The sequence below is a fragment of the Paracoccus wurundjeri genome (assembly GCF_030678915.1).
Lineage (GTDB): Bacteria > Pseudomonadota > Alphaproteobacteria > Rhodobacterales > Rhodobacteraceae > Paracoccus > Paracoccus onubensis_A.
Window position 1 is genome coordinate 17,648 of sequence record NZ_JAUUTZ010000024.1, and the last position, 13,648, is coordinate 31,295.

12 protein-coding genes are annotated in these 13,648 nt (G+C 60.3%); 3 read left to right on the forward strand and 9 right to left on the reverse strand.

Annotation, left to right across the window (positions count from 1 at the left end):
• Positions 1–33: 33 nt before the first annotated feature.
• The 7 genes from nanR to Q0601_RS19345 all read right to left on the reverse strand — a co-directional run bounded on the left by nanR (position 34) and on the right by Q0601_RS19345 (position 7,872).
• Positions 34–753, reverse strand: a complete 720-nt coding sequence (nanR, locus tag Q0601_RS19315) for a transcriptional regulator NanR (protein ID WP_305291552.1) — start codon at positions 751–753, stop codon at positions 34–36.
• Between the two features lie 33 nt (positions 754–786).
• Complete coding sequence (locus tag Q0601_RS19320; protein WP_305291553.1) at positions 787–2,538, reverse strand: hypothetical protein; 1,752 nt, start codon at positions 2,536–2,538, stop codon at positions 787–789.
• A complete protein-coding gene (locus tag Q0601_RS19325; protein WP_305291554.1) occupies positions 2,535–3,557 on the reverse strand; it encodes a Gfo/Idh/MocA family protein in 1,023 nt (340 codons plus the stop codon). The genes Q0601_RS19320 and Q0601_RS19325 overlap by 4 nt, the downstream gene beginning before the upstream one ends.
• Positions 3,558–3,571: 14 nt before the next feature.
• Positions 3,572–4,639 carry an ABC transporter permease gene (locus tag Q0601_RS19330; protein ID WP_305291555.1) on the reverse strand — a complete coding sequence of 356 codons (1,068 nt, stop codon included), beginning with the start codon at positions 4,637–4,639 and terminating at the stop codon, positions 3,572–3,574.
• Positions 4,636–6,204, reverse strand: coding sequence for a sugar ABC transporter ATP-binding protein (locus tag Q0601_RS19335; protein ID WP_305291556.1), 1,569 nt, complete (start codon positions 6,202–6,204; stop codon positions 4,636–4,638). The genes Q0601_RS19330 and Q0601_RS19335 overlap by 4 nt, the downstream gene beginning before the upstream one ends.
• 1 nt (position 6,205) lies before the next feature.
• A complete protein-coding gene (locus Q0601_RS19340) occupies positions 6,206–6,850 on the reverse strand; it encodes a DUF2291 family protein (protein WP_305291557.1) in 645 nt (214 codons plus the stop codon).
• A 74-nt stretch (positions 6,851–6,924) separates the two neighbouring features.
• Positions 6,925–7,872 (reverse strand): D-ribose ABC transporter substrate-binding protein, encoded by a 948-nt coding sequence (locus Q0601_RS19345; RefSeq protein WP_305291558.1) that lies wholly within the window; start codon positions 7,870–7,872, stop codon positions 6,925–6,927.
• A 133-nt stretch (positions 7,873–8,005) separates the two neighbouring features.
• Here Q0601_RS19345 and oiaX point away from each other — a divergent pair, with 133 nt between their 5' ends.
• On the forward strand, positions 8,006–9,265 hold the full coding sequence (oiaX, locus tag Q0601_RS19350; protein WP_305291559.1) for a 3-oxo-isoapionate-4-phosphate decarboxylase OiaX: 1,260 nt from the start codon (positions 8,006–8,008) through the stop codon (positions 9,263–9,265).
• 246 nt (positions 9,266–9,511) lie between these two features.
• Here oiaX and Q0601_RS19355 read toward each other — a convergent pair whose 3' ends face one another.
• On the reverse strand, positions 9,512–11,314 hold the full coding sequence (locus Q0601_RS19355) for an ABC transporter transmembrane domain-containing protein (protein ID WP_305291560.1): 1,803 nt from the start codon (positions 11,312–11,314) through the stop codon (positions 9,512–9,514).
• A 70-nt stretch (positions 11,315–11,384) separates the two neighbouring features.
• On the reverse strand, positions 11,385–12,017 hold the full coding sequence (locus tag Q0601_RS19360; protein ID WP_305291561.1) for a 5'-methylthioadenosine/S-adenosylhomocysteine nucleosidase: 633 nt from the start codon (positions 12,015–12,017) through the stop codon (positions 11,385–11,387).
• Between the two features lie 99 nt (positions 12,018–12,116).
• Between Q0601_RS19360 and zapE the strand changes: the two genes are divergently transcribed.
• Both zapE and rpsO read left to right on the forward strand, forming a co-directional pair.
• Positions 12,117–13,229: a cell division protein ZapE gene (gene zapE, locus Q0601_RS19365; protein WP_305291595.1), complete on the forward strand. Its 1,113-nt coding sequence runs from the start codon at positions 12,117–12,119 to the stop codon at positions 13,227–13,229.
• A gap of 140 nt (positions 13,230–13,369) precedes the next feature.
• A complete protein-coding gene (gene rpsO, locus Q0601_RS19370) occupies positions 13,370–13,639 on the forward strand; it encodes a 30S ribosomal protein S15 (protein WP_305291562.1) in 270 nt (89 codons plus the stop codon).
• Positions 13,640–13,648 lie beyond the last annotated feature (9 nt).

A 13,648-nucleotide genomic window follows, 5' to 3' on the forward strand; every position in this document is an offset into this window, starting at 1 on the left:
AAACGAGAGCCGCCAGAGCTTGAGATCAAGCCGTCATTCATGCGGCTCGAACGCCACCCGGGCGCGTTCCAGATGGCGGCGCATTTCGTTAATAGCCGCGTCGAGATCGCGGGCCTCGATATGATCGACGATCTTGGCATGTTCCAGCAGGGTGATCTCTTCGCTGTCCGAGCGGTGCAGCAGGCTGACGTGATATTCGAACAACCAGCCCAGCATCGCGTCCGAAACGGAAAGGATGATCGGGTTGTCGCAAAGCGAGGCAAGCTTGCGGTGAAAGGCCATGTCGATCGAGATGAAGGCCGTGGGATTGCCCAATTCGCTCCGCTGCCGCTCGACCAGTTCCCGGAGACTAGCGATATCGGACGCCGTCGCCTTTTCGACCGCGACCCGCACCATGCCCATTTCGAACATCTGCCGCGCATGTTTGAGATGATCCAGATTGCCGGGTGCCGAACTCAGCACCAGCCGGGCAAGCTCATCCGACTGGTGCAGGACCGTGGCGGGATTGATCTCGTTCACGCGGGATCGTTCGCCGTGATTGATGGTAATCAGCCCGCTGTTATGTAATGATTGCAGGGCTTCGCGCACCGCAGGACGGCCCACCCCGAAACGGTCCATCAGGGCGCGTTCGGACGGCATGAAATCGCCGGGTTTCAATTCGTGGCTGCGGATCATGTCATGCAGGCGCTCAAGCACCTGATCGGACAGCTTTCGCCGGACAATCTTGTCGTCGTTGAGCGCTGTCCTTGTCATCGCTTTCCTCCTGCCATTCCGCTTGCGGACAGGTTAGCCGCCTTCGCGCGGCTTCACAATTCCCGCAGCTTCCCAGCCGAAGGCGTCAAGCCCGTCATTTTCCTGTGCCGTTAGATTGGCGCGAAGCTGATGGTCCCCGACCGCCAGCGTGGCGATGCCATTCCCGATCCGGGCGTATCTGACGGGTTGTCCCGCCAAAGCGGCAAGCTGCCGCAGGACATCCGCGATGGGCCAGGAACCGGATATGCCGCGCGGTCCCAGTACCGCCGCCGGGGTCCAGACCGCGATGTCATGAGGTGCAAGCGCTGTGGCCAGCCCCAAAGCATAGGCCGCGCCGAATGCGCCGTGATGGCGTGGATCGTCATCCGTCATGCAAACCCGGCCATGATCGGGATTCGGGATAGTGCGCGAGCCATACGGGTTCTGACGCATGGCAATCGTCGCCGGACCGATACGGTATTCCCGACCTGCGGCGATTGCCCGGGCAGAGGCTGCGATATGGGGAACGGCTTCCAGCGTTTCCATGACCGACAGATCATCCGCTGCGTGAACGATGGGGCAGAGACCGTGCATGATGAAATCAAGCAACTCGGCGGGGGGCCTTTTCCGGTTCAGTTCGGGAAAGAAGCTTGCCATACCGCCACCGCGCGGAAGATCGGGGAAGGCGCGGGCGGCCGCCGCGTGAATTTCCGCCAGTGGCGGGCATTCCGGCCATTCCGATCCCGGCGGCGTCGACTGCCGGTCGACCGAGGGGCAGACAAAAACCGATGCCGGCGTGAAACCGGACTGCGACATGGTGCGGGCATGATCCGTCAGTTCTGCTGCTGGTGTTTCGGTGCCATCGAAGCGGCAGATCAGTTCAAGATCGAAGGACAGATCGGGAAATTCCGACTGAAGCGCTGCGAAAGCCGCGAATTGCGGGGCCACCTGACCCGCTGCCGCATCGACATGACATAACAACGCTTGCGGTCCGACGGTTTCGACAGCTGCGATTGCCTGATCCTTCAGCAAGGCATCATCGGCGGAAAGCGCCAGCGCCATCCGGGGAAAGCGCGGTTCGGCTGGCAAAGCGGGCCATTCGGCAGGTTTCGCGGAACCGGTTTCCCGCCAATTGATATCTACCGTTTGTCGCAGTTTTTCACCGTCTTTCAGCAGATAGGGCCAGGGCAGGGCCAGCGGACGGTTATAGGTCTTGAATGAGGCGTCGCCCCACTGCCGCTGATCCTCCATCTCGAATATGTCGCCGGAAAATGCGCATCTGATCGCCAGCCCGTTTGCCTGATGTTCCAGCGCGGCGATATCCATGAAGGGCTGCCAGGGCTCGATCAGCAGCGGAAAACTGCCCGCCTCCTGTCTGCCATCCGAATGTGTGACGATTGCCGGAGCGCCTGCGACCCCATCGATGGGATGCAGAAGCGTGAAGCCCGCGCGATTGGTTTCGAAATCACCCTTGGCCTCACCCTCGGCGGTTACCGTCAGACCCGTGCTCGTGATGCGGGTGGTCACGATGACCGTCAGTTGCGAGCTTCCATTGCGAAAGCGCATCGGTTGGGTCAGGCGCAGATCGTCCCCGCGCGTCTGGATGATTTCACCCAGTTCCGGCTGGATCGTCCCCCAATCCCGGTCGCGGACCAGAAAAGCGACGTTACGTATCGCCTCTATACCGTTGACGCGGATGTGCCTTAAAGCCCCTGACTGGAAGCCCAAACTGACGCCGCCATATGTAATGGTTTCGTAATCGTCGGGCGACTGTTCGGTGCCGTAGAGGTGCGCCGATCCGATCATAGCGCTTCGGGCCGGATACAGCGCCCTTCGGCGGCAGAGCGATAGGCCGCTTCGACAAGCGCGAAAGTTCCAAGGTTGTCGCGCCCCGAGGTCTCGGGCTGTTTCCCGTCACGCAGGCAGGCGATGAAATCCCGCTGAATGATCGCGACGCTTTCCTGAATATTGTGCCAGGGTTTCCCGGTCCAGGGAAGCAGCGGAGGGCTGACATCGAGCGTCTCGTTACGGTCGCCATTCTGGATCGTCAGGTGGTAGCCTGCATCCAGTCTTAAGCTGCCCTCGGTTCCGTCGATCTCGATCAGGGTTTCGGGAAAGGTCTCGGGCTCCCGTTTCGTCGCATAGGAGCAATCCACGACCGAGGTCACGCCGCTTTTGTGCCGCAGAAGCATGGTGGCGACATCCTCGCCGTTTATGTTCGGATTGATGCGGCGGGTTTCGGCGGTGATCCGTTCGGCATCGCCGAACAACGCACGCGCGATATCGAGGATATGGATGCCCAGATCCTCGATGATGAACCTTTCGCCCTCTGCCAGATATGGCTGTCCCGAGAACACGTCATAACCCGAGCGAAAGGAAATCCGCCCGAAAAATGGCGTACCGATCGCGCCCCCGCGCAGCGCATTGATCACCGCCCGGACCGGGGATTGCCAGCGGAAATTTTCATGCACCATCATGATCCTGCCGGCGCGTTCCACGGCCTTGACCATGTGGCGGGCGTCAGTCAGCGTCGGCGCGACGGGTTTCTGACAGATGACATGCTTGCCCGCATCCGCTGCCATCTCGACCAATGCGCGGTGGGAGGGAACGGTTGTCGCGATATCGGCTACGTCGAATCCGCCCTCGGTGAACATGGCCGCGGCATCCGTATAGCGGCGGGCGATGCCGAAACTGTCCCCAGCATCCTTCAGGCGGGCCTTGTTCCGGTCGCAAAGCGCCACAACCTCGGCTCCCTCGATCCCGGCCCATGCGTGCAACTGGTTTCTTGCGAAGAATCCGCAACCGATTACGGCGATTTTGATCATCCGGCCTCTCCGCCCTATTTCCCAAGCGCTGCCTGAGCCTGCAATGCGGCCCGTGCCTCGACGCGCTGCTGCGCCTGATCGATGACGACGGCGGCGATGATGACGATCCCCTTGATGACCGTTTGCCAGAAAGCCGAAACCCCCATCATCACCAGCCCGTCGGACAGGACTCCGATCACGAAGGCCCCGATGATCGTGCCACCAATCCGGCCCCTGCCGCCCGACATCGAGGTGCCGCCCAGCACCGCCGCCGCGATCGCGTTCAGTTCGAACGTATCGCCCGTGGCCGGATGTGCCGCCACAAGCTGCGAGGCGATGATGATTCCGACAAGCGCGGCGCAGAAGCCCGAGAACATATAGACGAAAAACTTGATTCGGGTCACGCGTACGCCCGACAGTCCTGCGGCCTTTTCATTCCCGCCCACGGCATAGATATACCGGCCCAAAGGCGTGCGCCGCGCGATATAGGCCGCTGCGACACCCACAATCACCAGCATCCAGATCGAGACCGGGATTCCAAGGATGTTGCCGGTACCGATCCAGCGGAACGTGTCCGAGCCGTATTCCGGATTACCGCTGAGATTGGGGAAGGTGCGTCCGTCCGAGGACAGCATGGCCGCGCCGCGCGCGATATATAACGTCCCCAGCGTGGCGATGAATGGCGCGACATTCAGCTTGGTGATCAGAAAGCCGTTCAATGCCCCGATCGCGACACCGACCGCGACGACGATCAGGCAAATCTCGAATGTGTTGAACTGAATCGACCAGCCGAAACCCGGATTGATGCCGTGAAGCACCAGCCAGCCTGCAACCATCCCGCATAGCCCCACGATCGATCCGACCGACAGGTCAATGCCCCCCGATACGATGACGAATGTCATGCCGATGGCCAGAAAGGCGTTCAGGGCGACATGTTTCGACATGATGACCAGATTTGCCGCCGACAGGAAATTCGGCGCGAAGACGGAAAAGAACAGCAGCACAAGGATCAGGGCGATAAAGGTTCGCGCCTTCAGCAATAGCAACAGCGCGCTGCCTGAAGCTGCCTGTCCGCTGGAAGTTGGTACGGTTGAATCACTCATCCTGTAGCGTCCTTGGGTTCAGGATCCGCAGGAGCGTCGGGCGCGTGGCCTTTGGCCGACGCTTCGACCAATGCGGTTTCGGTTGCGGTGCCATGGGTGAATTCCCCGCTGATACGCCCGTTCGACATGACGATGATCCGATCGGACAGCGACATGACCTCTTCAAGATCCGAGGTGACGAAGATGATGCCCAATCCCTCCGCGGCCAGTTTGCGCATGACGCGGAAGACCTCGGCCTTGGCGCCGATATCGATCCCGCGCGAGGGTTCGTCCATCAGCAGGATCTTCGGTTGGGTCATCAGGGCCTTGGAAATCACCACCTTCTGCTGATTTCCTCCGGAAAGCGAAGAAACCTCGTATTCCGGTGAGGCGACCTTTACCGTCATTCGATGGATGAAGTCCCGCACCGTCTCGGCTTCGCGCTTCAGCGACAGATGAACGCCGCGTGTCAGGGTTTTCAGGCTGGACAGGGTCATATTTTCGCGGATCGACAGGATCTGAACCAACCCGTCGGATTTTCGATCCTCGGGGATAAGGGCGATGCCTTTGGCGATGCGCCCGGCGACCGTCCGCGATGTCAGGCGTTCGCCATTCACAAAAAGATCGCCCCGGTAATCCCGTCTGTCACCGATGATGCATTCCAGCAATTCCGAGCGACCCGCGCCCATCAGGCCATAGATGCCCAGTATTTCTCCCGCCCGCAGCGAGAATGACACATCCTGTACATCGAAACCGCCATGGCGGTTCGGGGCGGTGATTTGCTCGGCGCGGAAAATCTCGGGACCGTATTCATGGTGAATCTCTTTGGCGAAATCCTTCGATGCCTGGCCGATCATATGTCGGACGATCCAGGGGATATCGACGCCTTCCATCGATTGCGCGCCGGCGATGACGCCGTCGCGCAGCACCGTGATGTAATCGCCCACCCGGATCAGCTCTTCCAACCGGTGCGAGATATAGACGATGCCGACGCCCGAGGCGCGCAGATCGTCGATCACCCGGAACAGGATCTCCACCTCTGCCGCTGACAGGGCCGAGGTCGGCTCGTCAAGGATCAGGATGCGGGCATCCTGCGCAAGGCTTTTGGCGATCTCGACGATCTGCTGCTGCCCGACCTTGAGATCTCCGACAAGGATATCGGGATCGATATCATGTTCCAGCCGTTTCATCAGGGCACGGGTCATATCGCGTTGCGCGGCCATGTCGATATCGATCCCCAGCCGGGTCTTTTCGCGGGAGATGAAGATATTCTCGGCGACGGTCATGTTGGGAAACAGGTTCAGTTCCTGAAACACGATCCCGATCCCATGCCGCGCTGCATCCTCGGTCGAGCGGAACTGAACCTCCGGTCCGTCGAGGATCAGCTTGCCGCTGGTCAGTTGCTCGACGCCCGCGATGACTTTCATCATTGTGGATTTGCCGGCGCCGTTCTCTCCCACAAGCACATTGACCGCGCCCATATGCAGGTCGAAATCCACATCCTTCAGTGCGACGGTGCCGGGATAGACCTTGCTGCCGCCTCGGATCGACAGGCCGACGGGGTGGATTTTCTCGGGCTGCTTCATCTCAGCCTCCGATCTCCAGCATGACGGGCACGAGTTCGATCATGGCCGGGTCGCGCAGGGTAAAGACGCCTTCGAAACGCAGATCCTGGCCGATGACGTCGCCTTCCGGTTTGGAAATGCTGGCATGCGCCATGCCGTTCAAGGCAGTTGCCAGCTTGGCGAATTCGATCTGATCACGGAAATCGGTGAAATCGATAAAAGGCATCGCATCGCGCAGGGCCGTGCCGCGAATGACCGGGCCAAGCTGCACGGTCACGTCCGCCGCGCCGTCGCCGCTCGTATCGACGCCAAGCTTGGCGGCCCGGCTGTCCAGTTTGGCCTCGATGATCTTTCCCTGCCCCGAGACGGCGAAGTTCCACGGATTCGCCTCGCCCTTGGGGCGCAAGCCATATTTCTCGCCTGCCGCATCGGCACCTGTGGCAAGTGCTGTCCGTAAATCATCCACCGGGACAAGGTTTTCCTGAATGACCGGAAGGACTTTGGTTTCCCAGTTTTCCTGCGCGAACGCCTCCATTCGAGTCTCGTCCGACTGACCAGCCCCAGAGGATTCAGTCTCGGCGGGATCCGGATCAGGAACGATCTTGCAGCCGGTCACTGCAATCCCGGCCACCAGGCAGAGTACGGAAAGCTTTAAGACGTCGCGCATAAGGCGTCACATCCTTTTCGGGATCGAATTAATATACGGCGCGCCTGAAAGTTTCTGGCGCGCCGCAAATGGAATCATTCGCTTAACGCGAATGTTTCCAGTTTGTCGGCATTGGTTTCGTCGATCAGCACGCAATCCATAAGCTGCTTTTCATCCTGCCCGGTCGAGCCGGTGGTCAGGTATTGATCGGCCTGCTCGACCGCCAGTTGCGCCTGTCGATAGGCCGGTTGCAGCACCGTTGCCTTGATCCCGCCCGCTTTGATCGAATCGCGAACGTCATTGGAGCCGTCGAACCCGACCACGATGACATCGGTGCGCCCTGCGGCCTCAAGCGCGGCCCATGCGCCCATCGCCATCGTGTCATTGCCCGAGATGACGCCCTTGATATCGGGATTGGCCTGAAGGATCGATTCCATCTTGCCATAGGCCTCGGTCTGCGACCAGTTGGCGGATTGCTGGGCAACCATGTTCAGGTCGGGATATTGATCGATGATATCGTGATATCCCGATGATCGGATTCCGGCATTGGTATCCGACTCGCGGCCAAGAAGTTCGACATAATTGCCCTCTTCGCCCATCAGTTCGACGAATTTCTCGGCGCCAAGCTGGGCGCCTTGGTAATTGTTCGAGACGATCTGGCTGACGGCGATGCCGCTTTCCTTGATCTCGCGGTCGATCAGGAAAGAGGGGATGCCTGCATCCTTGGCCCGCTGGACCGGGGCGACCGTTGCATCGGCACCGGCGTTGTCGAGAATGATTGCATTGGCCCCGCGTGCGATGGCGGTGTCATACATCTCGGATTGTTTGTTCGGATCGTCGTCATGAACAAGCACGAGTGTTTCATAACCCAGTTCTTGCGCCCGCTTTTCCGCGCCCACAGCCTCGGCTTTGAAGAACGGGTTGTCATGGCTCGGCGTGATGATCGCGATCAGGCCCTTGTCCTGCGCATGAGCCGCAAAGCTCACCGACAAGGCCGTAGCCACGGCAAGCGATGAAACGAAAATTCGACGTGTGATGGTCATGGACCTTTAACCTCCCTGAACTCAGCCGACCGGTCTTGGCCGCTCCTCGCTGATATGCGCAGCCTGTGATATCATAATTTTGTTGTCAACAGGTATAATGAGTATTACATGATATAAGGCAAGGGAGATATTCATGGCCGAAGATCTGATCCGCGTGACTTACCGCATCGAATGCGAGGGTGATGTAGAGCAGATGGCGTCAAGGATCGCATCGGATCAATCGACCGGCACGTTCACGGAATTGCCCGGCGAAACCGACGATATCCGCCGTCGCTGCGCCGCACGGATTGAATCGGTCACTGCCCTGCCGCCAGCGGATCATCCGTCATTTCCGCATTCCGGCACGGGCGGACCAGTGAACCGGGGCGATGCGGTGATCGCCTATCCGCTTGACGCGGTAGGAACCGATTTCGCGGCTTTGATGACGATCGCCGTCGGCGGTGTGTTCGCGATCCGGGGATTGACGGGAATCAGGGTGATGGATTTCGACCTTCCCAAAGCCTTCGCCAGCCATCCGGGTCCACAATTCGGCATCGACGGTTCGCGTCGCCTGACCGGAGTCGCGCAAGGGCCGATCATCGCCTCGATCATAAAGCCTTCGCTTGGCCTTGCGCCGGATGAGACGGCCCATCTTGTCGCGGAACTATGCGAGGCGGGCGTCGATTTCATCAAGGACGACGAGAAACTGATGAGCCCGGCATATTCACCCTTGTCCGAACGGGTCGCCGCGATCATGCCCGTGATCCGCGATCACGAGCAGCGGACGGGCAAGCGGGTCATGTATGCTTTCGGGATTTCCTCGGCAGATCCCGACAGGATGATGCGCAACCATGATCTTGTCGCGGATGCGGGTGGTAATGCGGCTGTCGTGAATATCAATTCGATCGGCATCGGCGGCATGAGTTTTCTGCGCAAACGCTCGCGTCTCTGCCTGCATGCGCATCGCAATGGTTGGGATATCCTGACCCGGCATCCCGGCCTTGGAATGGAATTCCGCGCCTATCAGAAAATCTGGCGGCTGCTTGGTGTGGATCAGTTCCAGATCAATGGAATCCGCGCCAAATACTGGGAGCCGGATGACAGTTTCGTCCGGTCGTTCCATGATTGCATGACGCCGATCTTTTCACCGGCGGACCGCCCTCTGCCGGTGGTCTGTTCGGGGCAATGGGGCGGGCAGGCGGTTGAAACCTATCAGCGGACCGGCCGCACCCTGGACCTGATGTATCTTGGTGGGGGTGGCATTCACGGCCATCCCATGGGTCCTGCGGCAGGCGTGCGCGCGATCCGGCAGGCATGGGTTGCGGCCGAGCAGGGTATGTCACTTGAGGCGGCGGCGAAAACCCGGCCCGAACTTGCTGCTTCACTGGCGAAATTCGGGGGCGATGCGGTTTAACCCGCTGCCTGCGCTCTTGATGACCAATGAGATGGCTCCACAACCGCGGGCCAATGCGCGATCTGTCCGGCATTCAGTCCCGGCTGATAATAAGCTGATCAGTTGACCGCCGTTTTAGGCAACGCCTCACAGTCGCTTTCCCCATAGCGGTAAAGAGTTTTGCAGGGGCAGGATCTGAAAGCATGATCGAATGAGGGCGTCCGATCAGAATTCTTGCCGATTATGTTAATGACCAGCCCACTATCATCAAAGCGCTTCGGGCGCCGGTGTAAGCGGACCATCGGTGAATTGCATCCGCGCAAGCCGTGCATACAATCCACCTTCGCGAACCAGATCTTCGTGGCAGCCTTGTGCGACAATGCGCCCCTGATCAAAGACCACGATCCGGTCAGCCTTTTTGACGGTCGCAAGGCGATGGGCGATGACCAAGGTCGTGCGTCCTTCCGACAGGCGTGTGACGGCGGCCTGAACAAGAGCTTCGGACTCGGCATCCAGCGCGCTTGTCGCCTCGTCCAGCAGCAGCACCGGAGCGTCGCGCAGAATGGCGCGGGCGATCGCGATACGCTGGCGCTGTCCGCCCGATAGCATCACGCCGCGCTCGCCCAGTGGCGTGTCATAGCCTTGGGGCAGAGCCGCGATGAATTCATGGGCATGTGCTGCGCGGGCCGCTTGTTCTATCTGCGCATCACTTGCCCCGGGATCGCCCAGCGCGATATTTTCGCGTGCCGATGCGGCAAAGATCGCCGGATCCTGGGGAACAAGCGCCATTGCCCTCCGGAAATCGTCGCGCCGCATCTCGCGCAGGTCGATACCGTCCAGCGTTACCCGGCCCGTCATCGGATCCCAGAACCGCTGAAGCAATTGGATAACGGTGGTTTTCCCCGCGCCTGAAGGGCCGACCAGTGCAACCGTCTCTCCGGGCTGAATGGTCAGGCAGACATCTTCAAGGGCCGATATATCGGGACGGGTCGGGTAGTGAAACACGACTTCTTCCAGCGTGATCCGGCCCTGAACCGGGCGGGGCAGGGCGACGGGATCGACCGGGTCGGCAAGGTTATCGCGGGCTGTCAGCAATTCCGCCAGACGCTCGGTCGCGCCTGCCGCCCGCTGCAACTCGCCCCAGATTTCAGACAGGGCGCCGGTCGAGCTGGCGACGAGAATCGCATAGATCACGAATTGCACCAACTGTCCGGCGGTCATCGCTCCTTCGCGGACATCCCGCGCTCCGATCCACAACACGCCGATCACTCCGGCAAAGATCAGGAAGATCACGATCGCGGTCATCAGGGCGCGGGTCCGGATCCGGATCAGGGCAACGTCATAGGATTGTTCGGTGACATCGGCAAAACGTGCGGCGGCCCGTGCCTCGTTCGTATAGGATTGCACTGTCTGCGCGGCCAGCAGGCTTTCCGACGCCGCACCGGAACTGGAGGCGATCCAGTCCTGATTGCTGCGTGACAATTGGCGCAGCCTTCGGCCAAGGGTGACGATGGGCAGGATGATCACCGGCACGATCAGCAGCACCAGCCCGGTCAGCTTGGCGGATGTCAGTGCCAGCATCGCAAGCCCCCCCGCGAGGATCAGCATATTGCGCAGGGCGATCGACAGGGACGAGCCGATTACGGACTGGATCAGTGTCGTATCGGTGGTGATGCGCGACAGGATCTCGCCGGTCATGATCCGCTCGAAGAAGCCGGGGCTAAGGGTGATGACGCGGCTGAACACTGCCTTGCGGATATCGGCGACGACACGTTCGCCCAGCCGGGTGACGAAATAGTAGCGGGCGGCGGTCCCCACCGCCAGAAGCGCCACGATGGCGAGGGCGGCGGCAAAATACTGGTCCAGCAGCCCTGCGCCTTCATCGAAGCCGTCGACGACCCGGCGCACGGCCACGGGCAGGATCAGGCTGATGCCCGCCGTCAGAACCAGTGCGATCAGTGCAAGAAACCCCTGTTGCCGATAGGGGCGGACAAAGGGCCACAACGCACGCAGCGCGCCGACCTTTTTGCTGGTTGGCCGATCCTCGGTGATGCTGTTGCCGCGCGCCATGTCTGCCTGTCTTTAAAATTGATCCGACAGCCGGTTTAGGCGTAGCGGCGCGCGAGGTCCAGCGGAAGGGCTAAAGGACAAGACTTCCGTCTGCCAATGCGGCTTCAAGCAGGTCCACCGCGGCGGCGAGTTTTTCGTCGATCACGTGCAGATATTGCGTCCAGCTTGACAGATCGCGCAGTGCCTCATCGCCATCCGAGATGCCGCGCAGACCGATCAGCGGAATCCCGAAATGCTGGGCGCTGCGCAGAATGGCGAATGTTTCCATATCCACCATATCCTCGGCAATGTCCTGATATGCCGCGCCGCTGACGACGCTTGCCCCAGTCGCCAATGTAGCGGCAGGCAGTCCGGGGATGTGATAGGGCAGGTCCACAAGGGCAGGCAGGTCGAGAAGCGGGGTCCGCCCGCGCTCGAACCCAAGGGCGGAGGCGTCCATATCGCGATAGGCCACGGCACTGACCTGATAGATCTCGGCCTGTGCCAGCCGGTTCGATCCCGCGGAGCCCAGCGAGATGATCAGCCGTGGTTTCTGCGCCATTCCCGCCAGAGCCGCCGTCAGTTGCACGGCGGATTCGACCGGCCCGATACCGGTCATCAGCGGCGTGATCCGCTTGCGCAGATGCGGGCCATATTCCGGCTGGGCTGCCATGACGAACAATACGGGCTGACCGGCGATCTGGTCGGGATGAAACTCTGGCATCTGGTTCTCCTTCGAGTGCCGGACGTTGCATGCGTCCTGCATGGGGTCAAGCGCCGCATGGCTCTTGCGGGCAGGCATGGGTCGTGGCAGTTGGACGAAATGGGTATTGTGTCAGAGATTTATCGGCGGCATGCGACGGAAGGGCGGATCAAACCCGATCCCGCCCAGGAAGCGGTATTGCCGGAGCTTGACCGCGTGGTTGCAGGTCTGCACGAAACGGATAAGGCACAGCAGCGCCGGAAAACCGGCTGGCGGGCCCTGTTCGGCAGCGCGGCGCCCGAGTCGGTTCCGGCGCAAAGGGGGCTTTATCTTTGGGGCGGAGTCGGGCGCGGCAAGTCCATGCTGATGGATCTGATCGTGGAGGCTACGCCCGGAAAAGCGGTCCGCCGGGTGCATTTCCATGAATTCATGCAGGAAATCCAGTCCGGCCTGAACGAGGCCCGAAAGCGCGGGGATCAGGACACGGTGCGCCCGGTGGCCGAAGATGTTGCATCGAAGGTCAGGCTGCTTTGTTTCGACGAGATGCAGATCACCGATATCGCCGATGCGATGATTGTCGGGCGGCTGTTCCAGATCCTGTTCGATCTGGGCGTCGGTATCGTGACCACCTCGAACCGGGTGCCTGAAGATCTGTACAAGCACGGATTGAATCGCCAGCTTTTCCTGCCCTTCATCGACCTGATCCGCGAACGGATGGAGGTAGTCTGCCTGGACAGCGAAACCGATTACCGCCAGAACCGCATCGGTGACCGGTTGGTCTGGTTCGTGCCCGCGAATGATCAGACCCATGCTGCGCTGGATATGGTGTGGGATAATCTGACCGGAAGCGCGACGCCCGAAGCCTGCGAGATCCAGATGAAGAACCGAAGCTTCCAGCTTTCGGCCTGTGCAGGCAGGGTCGCGCGCTCGGGCTTCTGGGAACTTTGCGGCCAACCGTTGGGTGCGGCGGATTATCTGGAACTGGCGCGCCGGGTCGATGTGCTGATCATCGACGGCATTCCCCGGCTTGGAATCTCGAATTACAACGAAGCCAAACGTTTCGTGATCCTTGTGGATGCATTATATGAAGCGAAGGTCAGGCTGATCGCCAGCGCCGCGGACGAGCCCGAACAGCTATATAACGAAGGCGAGGGCAGTTTCGAATTCGAGCGTACGGCCAGCAGGCTACGCGAGATGCAGGATGCCGATTGGGGCCGGCGCGAAGGGGCGTGACGAAACGCTTTTCTTTTGCGGCAAAACCTTTTATAGGCATGCATCCGCTTGGCATGCGCCACAGCGGCGATACTCCATGGGCCAATGCTGGACGACATCCCGGCTTGTGCCATAACTCTCTGATATGAAAGGAGACCCCGGTGTCGATTACTGTTGAGGAAAAGGCCAAGGTCATCAAGGATTATGCCACCAAGGAAGGCGATACAGGTTCGCCCGAAGTGCAGGTGGCGATTCTCACGTCGCGTATCTCGACGCTGACCGAGCATTTCAAGACGCATAAGAAAGACAACCACTCGCGTCGTGGTCTGCTGAAGCTGGTCGCGCAGCGCCGCAAGCTGCTGGACTATCTGAAGCGCAAGGACGAAGCGCGCTATACCGCACTGATCAAGAATCTGGGGCTGCGCCGCTGATCCAACTGG